Origin of the sequence: Geothrix terrae (genome assembly GCF_022808775.1) — a bacterium.
GTDB lineage: Bacteria > Acidobacteriota > Holophagae > Holophagales > Holophagaceae > Geothrix > Geothrix terrae.
Map to the genome: position 1 here is coordinate 429,455 of NZ_JAKZLA010000003.1, position 16,203 is coordinate 445,657.

General features: G+C 67.5%; 14 protein-coding genes. 6 read left to right on the forward strand and 8 right to left on the reverse strand.

Features of this window, described 5'->3' with window-relative positions:
• The first annotated feature begins 142 nt into the window (after positions 1 to 142).
• Complete coding sequence (gene gdhA, locus MLE42_RS07915; RefSeq protein ID WP_243287336.1) at positions 143 to 1,492, forward strand: NADP-specific glutamate dehydrogenase; 1,350 nt, start codon at positions 143 to 145, stop codon at positions 1,490 to 1,492.
• 99 nt (positions 1,493 to 1,591) lie between these two features.
• Positions 1,592 to 4,606 carry a PEP/pyruvate-binding domain-containing protein gene (locus tag MLE42_RS07920; RefSeq protein ID WP_243287337.1) on the forward strand — a complete coding sequence of 1,005 codons (3,015 nt, stop codon included), beginning with the start codon at positions 1,592 to 1,594 and terminating at the stop codon, positions 4,604 to 4,606.
• Between the two features lie 21 nt (positions 4,607 to 4,627).
• On the opposite strand, the gene MLE42_RS07925 is transcribed toward MLE42_RS07920, so the two are convergent.
• A complete protein-coding gene (locus MLE42_RS07925; RefSeq protein WP_243287338.1) occupies positions 4,628 to 5,161 on the reverse strand; it encodes a DUF1579 domain-containing protein in 534 nt (177 codons plus the stop codon).
• 82 nt (positions 5,162 to 5,243) lie between these two features.
• Here MLE42_RS07925 and gmk point away from each other — a divergent pair, with 82 nt between their 5' ends.
• From gmk to MLE42_RS07945, 4 genes are all read left to right on the forward strand, one after another.
• Positions 5,244 to 5,858, forward strand: coding sequence for a guanylate kinase (gmk, locus tag MLE42_RS07930; RefSeq protein ID WP_243287339.1), 615 nt, complete (start codon positions 5,244 to 5,246; stop codon positions 5,856 to 5,858).
• Positions 5,859 to 5,923: 65 nt separating this feature from the next.
• Positions 5,924 to 7,504 carry a S41 family peptidase gene (locus MLE42_RS07935; RefSeq protein ID WP_243287340.1) on the forward strand — a complete coding sequence of 527 codons (1,581 nt, stop codon included), beginning with the start codon at positions 5,924 to 5,926 and terminating at the stop codon, positions 7,502 to 7,504.
• A gap of 12 nt (positions 7,505 to 7,516) precedes the next feature.
• Positions 7,517 to 8,674: an acyl-CoA dehydrogenase family protein gene (locus tag MLE42_RS07940; RefSeq protein WP_243287341.1), complete on the forward strand. Its 1,158-nt coding sequence runs from the start codon at positions 7,517 to 7,519 to the stop codon at positions 8,672 to 8,674.
• A gap of 13 nt (positions 8,675 to 8,687) precedes the next feature.
• Positions 8,688 to 10,715, forward strand: coding sequence for a dipeptidyl-peptidase 5 (locus MLE42_RS07945; RefSeq protein WP_243287342.1), 2,028 nt, complete (start codon positions 8,688 to 8,690; stop codon positions 10,713 to 10,715).
• A gap of 66 nt (positions 10,716 to 10,781) precedes the next feature.
• Here the strand turns inward: MLE42_RS07945 and folK are convergent, their stop codons facing one another.
• The 7 genes from folK to MLE42_RS07980 all read right to left on the reverse strand — a co-directional run bounded on the left by folK (position 10,782) and on the right by MLE42_RS07980 (position 16,194).
• Positions 10,782 to 11,267 carry a 2-amino-4-hydroxy-6-hydroxymethyldihydropteridine diphosphokinase gene (folK, locus tag MLE42_RS07950; protein ID WP_243287343.1) on the reverse strand — a complete coding sequence of 162 codons (486 nt, stop codon included), beginning with the start codon at positions 11,265 to 11,267 and terminating at the stop codon, positions 10,782 to 10,784.
• A gap of 4 nt (positions 11,268 to 11,271) precedes the next feature.
• Positions 11,272 to 11,631, reverse strand: a complete 360-nt coding sequence (gene queF, locus MLE42_RS07955) for a preQ(1) synthase (RefSeq protein WP_420843088.1) — start codon at positions 11,629 to 11,631, stop codon at positions 11,272 to 11,274.
• Positions 11,632 to 11,740: 109 nt separating this feature from the next.
• Positions 11,741 to 12,124 (reverse strand): GxxExxY protein, encoded by a 384-nt coding sequence (locus tag MLE42_RS07960; RefSeq protein ID WP_243287345.1) that lies wholly within the window; start codon positions 12,122 to 12,124, stop codon positions 11,741 to 11,743.
• A gap of 18 nt (positions 12,125 to 12,142) precedes the next feature.
• Entirely contained in the window at positions 12,143 to 12,859 is a 717-nt protein-coding gene (gene queC, locus MLE42_RS07965; RefSeq protein ID WP_243287346.1) for a 7-cyano-7-deazaguanine synthase QueC, read from the reverse strand.
• Entirely contained in the window at positions 12,852 to 13,571 is a 720-nt protein-coding gene (locus MLE42_RS07970; RefSeq protein ID WP_243287347.1) for a lysophospholipid acyltransferase family protein, read from the reverse strand. Before MLE42_RS07970 ends, queC begins: the two co-directional genes overlap by 8 nt.
• A complete protein-coding gene (locus tag MLE42_RS07975; RefSeq protein ID WP_243287348.1) occupies positions 13,568 to 14,392 on the reverse strand; it encodes an Hsp33 family molecular chaperone HslO in 825 nt (274 codons plus the stop codon). Before MLE42_RS07975 ends, MLE42_RS07970 begins: the two co-directional genes overlap by 4 nt.
• 2 nt (positions 14,393 to 14,394) lie before the next feature.
• Positions 14,395 to 16,194, reverse strand: a complete 1,800-nt coding sequence (locus tag MLE42_RS07980) for a M2 family metallopeptidase (RefSeq protein ID WP_243287349.1) — start codon at positions 16,192 to 16,194, stop codon at positions 14,395 to 14,397.
• Between the last annotated feature and the right edge of the window lie 9 nt (positions 16,195 to 16,203).

Below are 16,203 nucleotides of genomic sequence, written 5' to 3' on the forward strand. Positions count from 1 at the left end.
GGCTAGAGTCATGTCGTCCTGTTTTTGCCCCTGCATCGCGCCGCGGACGCCTCGGGACGGCCCCGCGGGATCTCAGCACGAATGCTTTTCCCGGCCGGAGCCCCGGTTCCGCCTCCACACCCCCTTCCTTCCCGGAGGAACCATGAGCCAGTACGTCAATGAAGTCCTTGAGGGCCTCAAGAAAAAGGCCCCCTGGGAAAGCCTGTTTATCCAGGCCGCCACCGAAATCCTCCACTCCCTGGCCCCAGTCCTCGAGAAGGAGCCCAAGTACAAGAAGAACGCCATCCTGGAGCGGCTGATTGAGCCCGAGCGCGCCATCGGCTTCCGCGTGCCCTGGGTGGACGACAAGGGCCAGATCCGCGTCAATCCCGGCTGGCGCGTGCAGTTCAGCAGCGCCATCGGGCCCTACAAGGGCGGCATCCGCTTCCATCCCAACGTCACCCTCGACACCCTGAAGTTCCTGGGCTTCGAGCAGATCTTCAAGAACAGCCTCACGGGCCTGCCCATGGGCGGCGGCAAGGGCGGCTCCAACTTCGACCCCAACGGCAAGTCCGACGCCGAGGTGATGCGCTTCTGCCAGTCCTTCATGATGGAGCTCTTCCGCCACATCGGCGCCGACACGGACGTGCCGGCCGGTGACATCGGCGTGGGCGGCCGCGAGGTCGGCTACATGTTCGGCATGTACAAGAAGCTCCGGAATGAGTTCACCGGCGTGCTCACGGGCAAGGGCCAGTACTGGGGCGGCAGCCTCATCCGTCCCGAGGCCACGGGCTACGGCGTGGTCTACTTCGCCGAAGAGGCGCTGAAGACCAAGGGCGAGTCCATCGGCGGGAAGAAGGTGGCCGTGTCCGGCTTCGGCAACGTGGCCTGGGGCGCCGTCACCAAGGCCACCCAGCTGGGCGCCAAGGTCGTCACCATCTCCGGCCCCGACGGCTACATCTACGATCCCGACGGCATCTCCGGCGAGAAGATCGAGTACATGACCGAGATGCTCCGCATCGACCGCATGTCCGTGGCCCCCTACGCCCAGAAGTTCAAGACGGCCCAGTTCCACGCCGGCAAGCGCCCCTGGGAGCAGAAGGTGGACGTGGCCCTGCCCTGCGCCATCCAGAACGAGCTGAACCTCGACGAGGCCAAGAACCTGATGGCCAACGGCTGCATGGCCGTGATCGAAGGCGCCAACATGCCCAGCACCCTGGACGCCGTGGAGTTCTTCCAGGCCAACACCGGCAAGATCCTCTTCTCCCCCGGCAAGGCCTCCAACGCCGGCGGCGTGGCCACCTCGGGCCTGGAGATGAGCCAGAACTCCATGCGCCTGGGCTGGACCGCCGAAGAGGTCGACGCCCGCCTGCACCAGATCATGATCAACATCCACAAGTCCTGCGCCGACGCGGCCGCCCGCTTCGGCACCCCCGGCAACTACGTGAACGGCGCCAACATCGCCGGCTTCATCAAGGTGGCCGACTCCATGATCGACCAGGGCCTGGTGTAGCCGTTTCCTGCTTTCCACCAAGGCACAAAAAGGGGGGCCGCCCGCGGCCCCCCTTTTTGTGCCCAGGCCAGTAAACTGCGGTGGAACCGAGGCCCCCGCATGATCAGCCGCGACTTCAATGAGATCTTCCACAAGTACGCGACGGACAAGGAGATCTTCCACGAGCTGATGCCCCTGCGCACCCGGGAGATCCTCCTGGTCGCCCCGGCCTTCGATGCCTTCACGCTGGAGCAGGACGGCCTGTTGACCGAGATCCTCTTCGACGGCTACTACCAGCTCAACATGAGCAACCCGCCCCGGGTGACCAACGTGTCCACCGTGGACGAGGCCCTGGACCGCTGCGCCAGCCGCCACTTCGACATCATCATCGTCATGAGCCGCCTGGGCCAGGGCGGGCACGTGGAGCTGTCGCGGGCCCTGCGGAAGGCCGCGCCGCGGATCCCCATCTACCTCCTGCTCAACGACAACGTGGAAGTGGGCGTCATGGACCGCCGGCGGCAGGAGCTGCTGCGGCACTACGACCAGATCTTCGTGTGGAACGGGAACCCCGAGATCTTCATGGCCATGGTGAAGTTCATGGAGGACCGGGCCAACGTCCTCAACGACACCAAGGTGGGCCTCACCCGCGTGATCCTGCTGGTGGAGGACAGCATCCGCTACTACTCGCGGTACCTGCCCATCCTCTACAGCGAGATCCTCAAGCAGACCACGCGCCTGGCCAAGGAACAGAACATGGACCGCATGACGCGCACGCTGTCCATGCGGGTCCGCCCCAAGGTGATCCTGGCCACCTCGTACGAGGAGGCCATGGCCTTCTGCGACCAGTTCCAGGACTGCCTGCTCTGCGTCATCTCGGACCGCAAGTTCCCCAAGGACGGCACCCTCGACCGCGAGGCCGGCATCAAGCTGATCCGCGCCCTGAAGGAGCGAATCCCGGACCTGCCGACCCTGCTCCAGTCCTCGGATCCGCTGAAGGAATCCTGGGCCACGGCCCTGGGCAGCGGCTTCCTCAACAAGAACTCGTTCACCCTGGGCGCGGAGCTTTCGAGCTTCTTCTACGAACGCCTGGGCTTCGGCGACTTCATCTTCCGGAACCAGGCCGGCGAGGAGATCGCCCGGGCCACGGACATGGAGGACCTGCGGGAGAAGCTGCGCACCGTGCCCGCCGAGTCCCTGGTCTACCACGCCCTGCGCAACCACTTCTCCTCCTGGATCATGGCCCGCGGCGAGGTCCAGGTCGCCAAGGTCCTGGCCCGCTTCCGCATCTCCGACTACCGGGATCCGGAGGACATGCGGACCTTCCTCATCGACGTGGGCGACTACGTGCAGCGCATGCGGACCCTGGGCAAGGTGATTCCCCTCACGGAATCCACGCCCCGGGACGAGCCCAACATCCTCCGCCTGGGCTCCGGCTCCATGGGCGGCAAGGCGCGGGGCGTGGCCTTCACCCACTCCCTGCTCTCCCGGCTGGACCTGGAGAGCCTGATTCCCGGCGCGAACATCCGGATCCCCCGCTCCGCCATCATCGGCACGGAGGAGTTCACCGGCTTCATCCACCGGAACGGCCTGAGGCAGATGGTCCAGAGTGACGCCGACGACGACGCCATCAAGCGGCGCTTCCTCATGGGCTCGCTGTCGCCGGAGCTGATCGCCAAGCTGCGCCTCTTCCTCACCAAGCACGCCAAGGTGCCCCTGGCCGTCCGTTCCTCGGGCCTGCTGGAGGACAGCCTCTCCCATCCCTTCGCGGGCCTCTACAGCACCTTCTTCCTGCCCAACAACGACGCCGACCCCGCCGTGCGCGAGGTCCAGCTCATGGAGGCCATCAAGCTGGTCTACGCCTCGGTCTACTCGAAGGCCTCCCGCGCCTACTTCCAGGCCATCGACTACAAGATCGAGGAAGAGCAGATGGCCATCCTCATCCAGGAGGTCTCGGGACGCCGCTTCGGCAGCCGCTTCTACCCGCACATCTCAGGCGTGGCCCAGTCCTTCAACTACTATCCCGTGGCCTATACGCTGCCGCAGGACGGCATCGCCAGCATCGCCGTGGGGCTGGGCAAGTACGTGGTGGAAGGCGAGAAGGCCTACTGCTTCGCGCCGCCCTACCCCGAGATGGACATGCTGCCCCCCAGGGAGCAGCTGCGCACCACCCAGAAGCGCTTCTACGCCCTGGACATGAGCCGCACCTCCGTGGACCTCTACGCCGGGGAGGACGCCACCCTGCTCAGCCTCGACATCCAGGAGGCGGAGGCGGATGGGGCCCTGCAGCACTGCGCCTCCGTCTGGGACTGGAACGACGATCGCATCCAGGACGGCCTCGACCGCCCGGGGCCCCGCATCGTGAACTTCCGCAACATCCTCAAGTACGACCAGTTCCCCCTGGCCCCGATCCTCCAGCGGCTGCTGGAGCTGATCCGCGGGGCCATGGAGACGCCGGTGGAGCTCGAGTTCGCCGTGAACCTCGACCCCGATCCCCACAACGGCAAGCCCACCTTCACCCTCCTCCAGATCAAGCACCAGCTCATGGAGACGGGGGACGTGAACCTGTCCTCGGCGGACCTCGATCCGGCCGACCTCTTCCTCTTCTCCGAGAAGTGCGTGGGGAACGGCATCGTGGAGGGCCTGCGGGACGTCGTGTGGGTGGACCCCGAGGGCTTCGACAAGTTCGAGACGCCCACCCTGGCGGCGGAGATCGAGAAGCTCAATGACCGCTTCCGCGCCGAGGGCGGGAAGTACGTCCTGCTGGGCCCCGGGCGCTGGGGCAGCAACGACCGCCACCTGGGCATCCCCATCGTGTGGTCCATGATCTCCTGCGCCCAGGTGATCGTGGAGTACGCCATGGAGAACTTCCAGGCGGACGCCTCGCTGGGCTCACACTTCTTCCACAACGTGACCTCCCTGAACATCGGCTACTTCACGGTGCCCTACCCCCGGGGCACGAGCCTGCTCGACTGGGACTGGCTGCGCCGGCAGCCGGAGGTCTGGCGCTCGGGCTGCCTGGTGCACACGCGGCTGGACGAGCCCGTCCACATCGTCATGGATGGGCGGCGCAGCGCCTCGGCCATCTTCAAGCGCGCGCCGGAGCCCGTGCCCGAAGAGCCCGAGGAGTTCCAGTAGCAGCGCCGAGGGGCGGCGGGCCTACTTCGCCCGGGTGTATTCCATCTCCATGAGCTTCACGAAGGCGCCGTCCTTGCCCTTCACGAACATCGCCGCGAAGCGGTGGTCGTGGTCCGGCTGGGTGTGGACCTCCTTGAAGGTGAGGGGCTTCCCGGCCTCGTCGTAGCCATCGAAGAAGAGGGTCATCTCCCGGCAGTCCTTGGTACAGGTCCCCTTGGACACGGCCATCCAGGTGCCGCCGTTGTCCACCCAGCTGCCCACATGGGCGTTCTGGTGGGTGTCGTAGCCGAAGAGGCCATGGCCCTCGAAAGTCTGGCCCATCATCTCGGCGCGCATCTCGGACTTCAGCCACAATCCGCCCGACACGAGGGTGTTGATCTCCGTCCCCTTGGACACCACGGGCGGCTTGGACGGGTCCATGTACATCTTCGCCACGGCGATCCAGGTGCCGGCCTGCTCCTTCAGGGCCAGGTGATGGGCCGTGGGCTTGGGAAGGGGGCTTTCCTGGGCGGACAGAGACAGGACACAAGCGAGGGAGAGGATCAGGGCGCGCATGGGACCTCCAGGCGCCCATGCTACCCCCGCCGGAACCCGGCACCAGCCCGGCTTCCGCTAAAGTGGGGGGGAGGAGGGGCCCTTGATCCAGCATCCCGGCAACGTGTTCGTGGTCTCCGCGCCGTCGGGCGCGGGCAAGTCCACGCTGACCCAGCGGCTGGTGCAGAGCGTCCCGGACTTGATCTTCTCCATCTCCTTCACCACCCGGAAGCCCCGCCCGGGCGAGGTGGACGGGCGGGACTACTTCTTCATCGACGACGCCCGGTTCGACGCCATGGTGCGGGAGGGCGGCTTCGTGGAGTGGGTGCAGGTCTACGGCCACCGGTACGGCACAGGCCGCGCCTGGCTGAAGGACGTGCTGGGCACGGGGCGAGACGTGCTGCTCGACATCGAGACCACCGGCGCCCTGAACGTGCGCCAGGCCATGCCCGAAGCGCGGATGATCTTCATCCTGCCCCCCTCCGCCGCCTCCCTGGAGCAGCGGCTGCGCAGCCGGGGCAAGGACTCGGACGAGCAGATCCGCATCCGCCTGGAGCATGCCCGCCATGAGCTGGAGCTGTACCCCGCCTACGACTACCTGATCCTCAATGACGACCTTGAACTCGCCTACCGGCAGTTCGAGGGCATCGTCCACGCCACCCGGGCCAGCCGGGAGCGCATGGCCCCCACGGCCCGGCGGATCCTCGAGGGGTTCTGATAAAACCGCGCTTCGCCCTCCCTGCGGGCGGGGCGTATCCTGGAGGGACACTCCCCGGGAGCCTCATGGCCCGTTTCATCAAGCGCAATTGGATGTGGATGGTGGTGGCCGCCACGGTCGCCGTGGCGGGGCCCCTGCTCGCCCGGTCCGGCGCCGAGGGCGCCCGCCAGCGAGGCCTGGACACCCTCACCGAGGTCATGGACCTGGTGCAGAAGCAGAGCCCCGAGCCGCCCACCCCCCGCCAGATCACCCACGCCACCATCCAGGGCATGCTCCACACCCTGGACCCCCACTCGAACTACATGGACGAGAGCGAGTTCCGCCTGCTGCGCGAAGAGCAGAAGGGCTCCTTCTTCGGCATCGGCGCCATCATCCAGCAGCACGACCAGGGTATCGCCATCATCAGCCCCATGAAGGGCGGGCCGGCCGAGCGCCTGGGTGTCCGGTCCGGCGACATCATCAAGGAGATCGACGGCACGAGCACCGAGGGCATGACCTCCAATGCCGCCCTCCAGAAGCTGCGCGGCGAGAAGGGCACCCTGGTGGAGATCGCCGTCCAGCGGTCGGGCCTCGCCGACCTGCTCCGCTTCTCCATCCCCCGCGCCGAGGTCCCCACCAACAGCGTCTACTACAGCTTCATGCTGAATCCCACGACGGGCTTCATCCTCATCAAGGACTTCGGCGAAACCACCTCCGACGAGTTCGAGAAGGCCGTGGCCACCCTCAAGAAGCAGGGCATGAAGCAGCTCATCCTCGACCTCCGCGGCAATGGCGGCGGCGTCCTGGATTCGGCCATCGGCATCTGCCGTCAGCTCCTGGGCCCCGACCAGCTCATCGTGAGCCAGAAGGGCCGGGACGGCCGGGACGAGAACCAGACGCGCACCAGCAAGGGGGCGCAGCTCGATCCCTTCCCCCTGGTGGTCCTCATCAACCGCGGATCGGCCAGCGCCAGCGAGATCGTCACCGGGGCCGTCCAGGACCACGACCGCGGAGTGGTCGTCGGCCAGACCAGCTGGGGCAAGGGGCTCGTCCAGAGCGTGCTGCCCATCAACCGCTCCCGGGGCCTGGCCCTGACCACCGCCCGCTACTACACCCCCTCGGGGCGGAGCATCCAGCGGGACTACACCCACGGCCTGGACGACTACTACAACCCCGAGGACGAGAAGGACCCCAAGCCCCAGGGCCCGGCCTTCAAGACCGACCTGGGCCGCACGGTCTACGGCGGAGGCGGCATCAATCCGGACTATCCCATGCCCCTCATCCGCCTCGATGAGTTCATGATCAACCTCCGCTTCCGGTACTCCGCCTTCTTCCGGTACGCCGTGCAGGAGAAGGAGCGCTTCGGCATCCGGCCCGGCGAGCGCGCGGACGACGCCGTGATGGCGCGGTTCCGCGCCTGGGCCCAGGAGCAGAAGCTCACCATCAGCGACAAGGACTGGGAGAGCCATCTGGAGGCCATGCGGGAGCAGCTCTCCATCGAGATGCAGAACGTCGCCTTCGGTGTGGAGGCCGGCTTCAAGCTCCAGTGCGAGAAGGATCCGGTGATCCTCAAGGGCCTGGAGGTGATGCCGGAGGCCGAGACCCTGCTCCGCAAAAAGCAGCTCATCAATCGCGCCCCCGCCCCCAGCACAGCCACCCTCCGCTGAATCGAGGCCCCCATGGATGTCACGCTCCCCGAGCACGTTGAGGCCCTGCGCCAGGAAGTGCGCCGGTTCGCCGAAAAGGAGATCCGCCCGCACGTCATGGCCTGGGACGAGACCAAGACCTTCCCCATGGGCGTGGTGAAGCAGCTGGGCGAGATGGGCATGATGGGCGTCATCTTCCCCGAGGAATACGGCGGCGCCGGCATGGGCTACCAGGAATACGCGGTGGTGGTGGAGGAGCTTTCCCGGGTGGACGGCTCTGTGGGCATCACCGTGGCCGCCCACAACAGCCTCTGCAGCAACCACATTTTCACCATGGGCGACGAGCGCCAGAAGCAGGCCTACCTGAAGCCACTCGCCAGTGGGAAGGCCATCGGCGCCTGGGGGCTCACGGAGCCGGGGTCGGGCAGCGATGCGGGCTCTCTGCGCACCTCCGCCAAGAAGGATGGCTCGCACTACGTCCTGAACGGCACCAAGACCTTCATCACCCACGGCACCGTGGGCGACATCTTCGTGGTCATGGCCCGCACCCGTCCCGCCCTGCCCGGCCGCAGCAGCGCCGACGGCATCAGCGCCTTCGTGCTCGAGAAGGGCATGAACGGCTTCCGGGCCGGCAAGCAGGAGAACAAGCTGGGCCTCCGGGCCAGCGACACCTCCGAGCTGATCCTCGAGGACGTGAAGGTGCCCGAGGCCAACCTCCTGGGCGAGGAGGGCGTGGGCTTCAAGCAGGCCATGAAGACCCTCGACGGCGGCCGCATCAGCATCGGGGCCCTGGGCCTCGGCATGGCCCAGGGCGCCTTCGAGGAGGCCCTCCGCTACAGCAAGATCCGCCACACCTTCGGCCGCCCCCTGGCGGACCACCAGGGGATCCAGTTCAAGCTGGCGGACATGGGCACCGAAATCGAGGCCGCCCGCCTGCTCATCTACCGCGCCGCGGGCCTGAAGGACCAGGGCCTGCCCTACGCCAAGGCCGCCAGCATGGCCAAGCTCTACAGCTCGGAAGTGGCCTGCCGCGTGGCGGACCAGGCCGTGCAGATCCTCGGCGGCTACGGCTACATCAAGGACTACCCGGTGGAGAAGTACTACCGGGACGTGAAGCTCTGCACCATCGGCGAAGGCACCAGCGAGATCCAGCGCACCGTCATCGCCCGCCACCTCCTCTCTGAATACTGATCGCGGAGTCCCCATGAAGGCCCAGATCCTCCTCCTCGCCGCAGGCCTGCCCCTGCTCGCCAGCCGCCCCCTCCAGGTGGACGACCTGTTCAAGGTCAAGCGCGTCACCGATCCCCAGCTCTCCGCCGCGGGAGCCCTGGCCTACCAGGTGGGCACTCCGGACATCGCCGCCAACAAGACCACCACCCACGTCTGGTACAAGCCCGCCGGCGGCGAGGCGAAGGCCCTGGACCTGGGCGCCGGCAGCCAGACCCGGCCCCGCTTCAGCCCGGACGGGAAGAAGCTGGCCTACCAGTCCGGCGGCCAGATCTGGATCGTGGACCTCGGCACCCATGAGAAGCGCCAGCTCACGAAGCTGAGCGGCGGCGCCGAAGGCCAGGTGTGGAGCCCCGACGGCAAGTGGCTGGCCTTCCTCTCCACCACCGTGCCTTCGGGGAGCGAAGCCGAGAACGTGGCCTTCCTGAAGCGCCAGGAGGAGAGCAAGGTCAAGGCCCGGGTCATCACCCACCTCATGTACCGGCACTGGAACGAGTGGAAAGATGACCGCCAGGTGAGCCACCTCTTCGTGGTGCCCGCCGACGGCAGCGCCGCGCCGCGGGACCTCACGGCGGGCCTCGCCACGGACGTGCCCAACTTCGCCGACGTGGCGGCCGGGGACGGCTTCGACTGGGCCCCCGACAGCAAGGCCCTGGCCTTCGAGACCCACCCCGAGCAGACCCGGGCCATCAGCACCAACGGCGAGATCTACGAGGTGGCCCTCTCCGGCGGCCCCGCCAAGAAGCTCTCCGACAACCCGGCCATGGACACCACGCCCCGCTACTCGCCGGACGGCAAGGCCCTCGCCTGGCGCGCCCAGCGCCGTCCGGGCTTTGAATCCGACAAGTTCGAGCTGTGGGTGTTCGATCGCGCCGCCGGCAAGGTCGTGCGCACCACCCAGGCCTTCGACCAGAGCTTCGGCGACTTCCAGTGGCAGGGCCAGGACCTGGTGGGCGTCAGCGACCAGCAGGGCCACGCCGACCTCTTCCGCTGGAACGACCAGGGCCTCCAGCGCCTCAGCAGGGGCCTTCACATCGAGGGCTTCGCGCTGCCCCCGAGCGGCTCCGCCGTGGCGAAAGACCACGCCGTGCTGGTCTCCACCAGCCTCACCACCCCCCAGGACCTCTACACCCTGGACCTGAAGACGGGGAAGGTCGCCCGCGCCTCCCACCACAATGAGGCCCTGGCCAGGGAGCTGGGCCTCAACCCCGGTGAGGACCTGTGGGTGGACACGGTGCCCGTGCAGGGCAAGCCCACCAGGGCCCACGCCTTCATCGTGAAGCCCGTGGGCTACGATCCAGCCAAGACCTATCCCGTCGCCTTCGTCATCCATGGTGGGCCCCAGGGCGCCTGGGCCGACAGCTGGCACCCCCGGTGGAACGCGCAGGCCTGGGCCGGCCGCGGCTTCATCACCGTGCTCCCCAATCCCCGTGGGTCGACGGGCTTCGGCCAGGCCTACACGGATGCCATCAGCGGCGACTGGAATGGCGCCGTCATGACCGACCTCATGAACACCCTGGACGCCGTCCTCAAGCAGTTCCCCAACGCCGATCCCAAGCGCGTGGTCGCCTGCGGCGGCAGCTACGGCGGCTACGCCACCAACTGGCTGGCCGGGCATGAGGCCGACCGCTTCGCGGCCTTCGTGACCCACGCGGGCATCTTCAACACCGAGAGCATGCAGGTGGGCAGCGAGGAGCTGTGGTTCCCCCGCTGGGAGTTCAAGGGCTGGCCCTGGGAGAGCGCCGAGACCAAGGCCCGCTGGCAGTCCCAGAGCCCCAGCAGCGCCGCCGCCGCCTTCAGGAAGCCCATGCTCGTCGTCCACGGCGAGCTGGACTACCGCGTGCCCGTGGGCGAGGCCTTCCAGCTCTTCAACACCCTCCAGCTCCGCGGCATTCCCAGCGAGCTGCTCTACTTCCCCGACGAGTTCCACTTCGTCCTCAAGCCTCAGAACAGCAAGCTCTGGTACGACACCGTCCTCGGCTGGTGCGAGCGCTGGACGAAGTAGGGTCTCCCGCCGCAGAGAACGCGGGGAGCGCAGAGAGAATCTGTGTTCTCCGCGTTCTCTGCAGTCTTAGCGGTGGGCGTTTCTCTCTTTCGGAATGACGCCCCCGCACACACCGGGATCGGACAGGGCGCGCCAGGGTTCCAGCACGAAGGGGCGGCTGAAGGCCCTGGGATGGGGCAGCTCCAGGGTGAGCTCCGGTCCCAGGGCGCGCAGGCCGTCGGGCGTCTCCCAGGTCCAGGAACCCGGCGGGCCATCCGTGGTGATGAGGTCCAGATCCAGGGTGCGCGGCGCGTTCCTCCCCGCATTGCGGTCACGGCCGTTCGCCAGCTCCAGCCGCAACAGCGACTCCAGCAGGCGCCGGGGATCGGCCTCGTCCGTCACCAGGATCGCCACGGTGTTGAGGTAGGCGGGCCCCCGACCGGACTCGTCCGGCGTCTCCATCACCAGCGGTGAGGGCAGCACGGTCCCCAGCGTCCGCAGCGCCGCCAGCCCCGCATCGAGATGCGCCCGGCGGTCGCCGAGATTCGAGCCGAGGGCGATGACGGCCTTCATGGAATCACTGCTTCTTGCCGTGTTCCGCGACCACCAGCGTCCGGATGCCGCCGCGGATGAGGAAGTCGCCCTCGACGCGCATCCACTGGGGCTGGGTGGCCTTCACCAGGTCGTCCAGGATCTGGTTGGTGACGGCCTCATGGAAGGCGCCCCGGTCGCGGAAGCTCCAGAGGTAGAGCTTGAGCGACTTCGACTCCACGCAGAGCTGGTCGGGCTGGTAGAGGATGCGCAGCTTGGCGAAGTCCGGCTGGCCCGTGAGCGGACAGAGGCAGGTGAACTCCTCGGTCTCGAAGGTGATGGTGAAGGGCCGCCCCGGCCGCGGGCTGGCGAAAGTGTCCAGCTCCCCCGTGGGGCGCGTCACCACGTACTTCGGCAGATTCGTCGGGAGCGTGGGCTTGGAGGTCTTCTTGGTGGCCATGGCGAATCCAATCGGTTGGCTCACCGCAGAGAACGCGGAGAGCGCAGAGTAAAGCTTAATCAGGATGATTGAGGACGATCCTCTGGATGCCTTCCGTCAGACGGTATGCGTGGAAGTTGATCAGATAGCCGAGTGTCAATCCCATCAGGCGGAGGTAGCTGATGACCTGGGCCCGAGCCACCCGAGGAACCGTGTCACAGGCTTTCAGTTCCAGGATGATCCGGCTGTCCACGACGAGGTCGAGCCGGTAGCCGGCATCAAGCCGGACTGACTTGTAAGTCACCGGCAGGGGCACCTGCCGCTGGAAAGGAATACCTCGAAGCCTGGGCTCGTGGCAAAGGCATTCCTCGTAGGCCGATTCCAGGAGCCCAGGCCCCAGGTGCCGGTGGACCTCGATGCAGGCTCCGACGACTTGTTCCGCCAACAGATCGAGCTCCATAATCTTTTCTCCGCGTTCTCAGCGTTCTCCGCGGTTGGCGGTTTTCAGTTCTTCGGGAATGTACCCGTAGGGAATGGGGTCGGGATACCCGGCCTCCTTGAACCCGCGCAGGCGGAGGTGGCAGGAATCGCAGTGGCCGCAGGCCTCCGTCTCGCCCTGGTAGCAGGACCAGCTGAGGTGCAGCGGTGCCCCAAGCTCGCGGCCCCTCCGCACGATCTCCGATTTGCGGAGGTGGATGAGTGGTGCGTGGAAGGTGAGTCGGGTCTCGGGCTTGGTGCCCAGGTTGGCGGTCTGCTCGAAGCTCTTCAGGAAGGCCTCGCGGCAGTCGGGGTAGCCGCTGCTGTCCTCTTCCACGAAGCCCACGAAGATGGCCGTGGCGCCCAGCACCTCGGCCCAGCTCACGCAGGTGGCCAGCAGGTGGGCGTTGCGGAAGGGCACGTAGCTGACGGGCACGCCGGGCCGGTCCAGGTCGCCCTCGGGCAGGTCGATGGAGGCATCCGTGAGCGCCGAGCCGCCGATGGCCTTCAGCGTATCGAAGCCGATGATGAGCCGCCGGGAGGCCGGCACGCCGTAGAAGTCCGCGATCTCGCGAAAGGCTCGCCTTTCGCGAGCTTGAGTACGCTGGCCGTAGTCCGCATGGAGCAGGGCCAGCTCGAAGCCTTGGGCCCTCGCGATGGCGGCGGTGACACAGGAATCCATGCCGCCGGAGAGGGAGACGACGGCCAGCTCAGCCACGGGAGAAGCCCTCCGCCCACGTCTCCAGGTCGTCCATCCCGCGCTGAAGCTGCACGGCCTCAGCGCCATCGTCCGCCTTCGGCGGAACCTGGTACGGGACTCCGTACTTGATCACGCAGGTGGCGAAGGGATAGGGGATCACCATCCGGTCCCAGGTCTTCAGCTCAAAGCTGTGGTCGTAGGTGAGGCTCACGGGGATGATCCAGGCGCCGGTCTTGCGGGCCAGGGCGATGGTGCCGGGCTTCAGCTGCATGAGGGGGCCGCGGGGACCGTCGGGCGTGATGCCGAAATCCCAGCCCTGCTTCACGGCCTGGATCATGCGCACCAGGGCCTTGGCGCCATCCTCGCTCGCCGTCCCTCGGACGGCGTGGATGCCGAACCAGCGCCAGGTGGCGGCGCTGCGCTCGCCATCCTTGCTGTCGCTGGAGAGGATGGCCACGCCACGCGTCTCGCCCCGCTCATTCCGCCGGTGGAAGGGGTACGAGAGGGGCATCATGAAGAGGCGGCGGTGCCAGAAGGCCAGGATGATGCGCTGATCCCGGTCCACGAGATCCTCGACGGGATCGAAGCCCTCGCGGCGCACCCGCAGGGTGTAGGACCAGAGCTTGGTGAGCCCCGCCACCAGGAAAGGCACCACGCGGAAATTCAGCCACACGGAGAGGGGCGAGCCCAGGGGACGGCCCCGCTCGGCGATGGCCACGCGGGTCTTCATGGCAGCAGATCCTCGCGGGTGATGGGGTACATCGTCCCGCAGTAGTCGCAGCGGACCTCCAGGGCGCCCGGCTCCCTGAAGAGGTCCGCCTTCTGGTCCTCGGGGAAGCGGCGCAGGGTCTCCAGCAGGGCCTCGCGGGTGCAGCGGCAGCGGTAGAAGAGGTCCGTGGCGGCCAGCTCGTCGGCCCCTTCGCCCTGGGACACCCAGGCGGCCAGGAAGTCCGGCGTGCGCTCCCAGAGGGGCACCACCTCCAGACCTTCGATGGCCTGGACGAGCCGTGCGAGGCGCTCCGGCGGGCAGTCCGGCAGGGGTTCCACCAGCAGGCCCCCGGCCTCGCCCGTGCCCGCGTCGCACCAGAGGGTGAGGCTGGCCTGGATCTGCTCCGACTGCTGGAGGTAGTGCTCCACCTGCACCTGGATGCCGCCCTCCACCACGGGGAGGTGGCCCACGTAGGGCTGGCCCGTGAGGTTGGAGCGCATCACCTGGAAGACGCCGGGGCCCTGGATCCACGCCAGGACGTCCTCGGGTCCGGGGTCCAGCACGCCCCGGATGGTGCCATCGGGCCAACTGTCCGAGACCACGGCCTTGGCCCTGCCGGATCCCTTCACCAGCAGCTGCAGGCGCTCGGCGAAGAACGTGCGGCTCTGGAGCAGGGCGGTGGAGGTGAGCAGCTCCGTGAGGCAGGCGCAGGCCGCTGGCTCCAGGTGCGGATGCCCCCGCCGGACGCCGTCCCACAGGGGGCTGGCGTCCACCGAGGACAGGCGGATGTGGCGGTCCCTCGTGAGGGACTTGACCACCCGGGCCTTGGGGACCTCTGCCATCGCTACTCCCAGCCGATCTGCCGGCCCTTGTTCTGCTGCTCCAGCCAGGCCATCAGGGGCTTGAAGTAGTCCATCATGGCGCGTGTGGAGAGGTCCTCGCCCGTGGCCTCCTTCAGAACCTTCCGCCAATCCTCGGTGGCGCCCTTCTCGAGGATCTTCTTCAGGAAGGCGCCCACCTCCTTGTTCCCGGCGTAGTTGCAGCTGCGGGGATCCTGGTGGAGGATCTTCCGCGCGATGTGGTCGTGCATCTGGAACTTGAAGACCGTGGCCCAGCCATAGCTGTAGTAGTAGGCGGGGTTGTCGTTGATGTGGGTCTTGGTGGCGGCGTCGCAGAACTGCTCGCCGCGAGGACTGGGCGGCTCCACGCCCTGCTCGTCGCGCACGAGCTTCCACCAGCGGGCGTTCATCTGGTCGGCGGGCATGCCCTTGCCGTAGAACTCCGCCTCCCACTCGGGCATGGTGCCGCAGGCCCAGTACATGAAGGGGATGGCCACCTCCAGCGCGTCGTTCAGCAGCACCTGCATCTGGTCGGCCTTGTAGTCCGCCGGAAGCACGCCCGCGGTCTTGAGGTACGGGATCTGCCGGGTGGCCATGGCGATGAGCTCGCCCACGCCCTCATGGAAGCTGGGGTTGGCGCCGTCGCGGAGGAGGGGCGGCACGTCGGGGCGGGTGTAGCTCATGAAGTAGTAGCCGTGGCCCAGCTCGTGGTGCACCGTCTCGAACCACTCCGCGTTGGGTTCCACGCTCATGAGGGAGCGGATGTCGTGGTCCAGGTCCAGGTGCCAGCAGGAGGCGTGGGCGTTCTTCTTGCGGGGATCGCCGGCCTTCACGGGGTACAGGTCGGACTTGGCCCAGAAGCTGGCCGGCAGCGGCTCGAAGCCCAGGCCCACGTAGAAGGCCTCGGCGGTCTTCACGATGCGCTCGGGCTGCCAGCCCTTGAAGTAGGGATCGAAGTCCACGGCGCTGACGAACCCGGTCCAGTTCTGGCTCCAGCGGTTGTTGATCCAGTGGGCGGGGATGGCCTTGGGCACGGGCTGGCCGTACTTCTTGGCCATCTCGTACTTCACCCAGGTGTGGAGCTGCAGGTAGAGGGGCTTCAGCTCCGCCAGGAACTTCCGGTTGAAGGCCATCATCTCGTCGGTGGTGAGGCCGTAGCGGGCCACCTGGAGGGCGAAGTAGTCGGGGTAGCCCAGCTCCTGGGCCACGCCGTTGCGCAGGTCCCGCAGGCGCACCAGGCCGTCCTTCAGGGGCACGCCGATCTCTTTGCTGGCCTCCCACCACATCCGGCGCTCGGCCAGGTCGCGGCTGGAGGCGAGCTTGTTGTCGATGTCGTTGGCGCTGACGGGCCGGCCGCCCACCTTGAACTGGTAGCCGTTCATGATCGAGACCTGCTTCGTCTCCGCCTCGATGCGCGCGGCCACGAGCTCCGGCTTGGTCATGGGCCCCTCGGCGCCGTAGGGCATGAGCAGCACCCGCTCCAGCTGGCGCACGGTCTTGTCGTCGAGCTGGGCGCGGTGCTTGAGCAGTTCCTTGGCCTCGGTGATCACGAGGGGGTTGCCGTTGAAGGCGGCGAAGGCCTTGCCCGCCCACTCGGCCGCGGCGTCGTGCTCGGGCTTCACGTCCGTGGAGGCGGCCCAGGTGGCCTGCTGGCTCACGTAGTAGAGGGACTGGTAGCCGGCGTTCACCAGCTTGAGGAAGCGGTCGGCCCGTTCCTGGACGGGCGAGAGGGCCTGGGCCATGAGGGGGGCACCAAGAACAAGGGCGGGGATGAGGGCGGGGAGGCGGGACGGGAGGAGGCGCATGCGGAGGCT

Excerpts from the sequence above, each read along its gene's own strand:
- gdhA (WP_243287336.1), top strand. The coding sequence starts at position 143 with ATGAGCCAGTACGTCAATGAAGTCCTTGAGGGCCTCAAGAAAAAGGCC.
- MLE42_RS07920 (WP_243287337.1), top strand. The coding sequence starts at position 1,592 with ATGATCAGCCGCGACTTCAATGAGATCTTCCACAAGTACGCGACGGAC.
- MLE42_RS07925 (WP_243287338.1), bottom strand. The coding sequence starts at position 5,161 with ATGCGCGCCCTGATCCTCTCCCTCGCTTGTGTCCTGTCTCTGTCCGCC.
- MLE42_RS07935 (WP_243287340.1), top strand. The coding sequence starts at position 5,924 with ATGGCCCGTTTCATCAAGCGCAATTGGATGTGGATGGTGGTGGCCGCC.
- MLE42_RS07940 (WP_243287341.1), top strand. The coding sequence starts at position 7,517 with ATGGATGTCACGCTCCCCGAGCACGTTGAGGCCCTGCGCCAGGAAGTG.
- MLE42_RS07945 (WP_243287342.1), top strand. The coding sequence starts at position 8,688 with ATGAAGGCCCAGATCCTCCTCCTCGCCGCAGGCCTGCCCCTGCTCGCC.
- folK (WP_243287343.1), bottom strand. The coding sequence starts at position 11,267 with ATGAAGGCCGTCATCGCCCTCGGCTCGAATCTCGGCGACCGCCGGGCG.
- MLE42_RS07960 (WP_243287345.1), bottom strand. The coding sequence starts at position 12,124 with ATGGAGCTCGATCTGTTGGCGGAACAAGTCGTCGGAGCCTGCATCGAG.
- MLE42_RS07970 (WP_243287347.1), bottom strand. The coding sequence starts at position 13,571 with ATGAAGACCCGCGTGGCCATCGCCGAGCGGGGCCGTCCCCTGGGCTCG.
- MLE42_RS07975 (WP_243287348.1), bottom strand. The coding sequence starts at position 14,392 with ATGGCAGAGGTCCCCAAGGCCCGGGTGGTCAAGTCCCTCACGAGGGAC.
- MLE42_RS07980 (WP_243287349.1), bottom strand. The coding sequence starts at position 16,194 with ATGCGCCTCCTCCCGTCCCGCCTCCCCGCCCTCATCCCCGCCCTTGTT.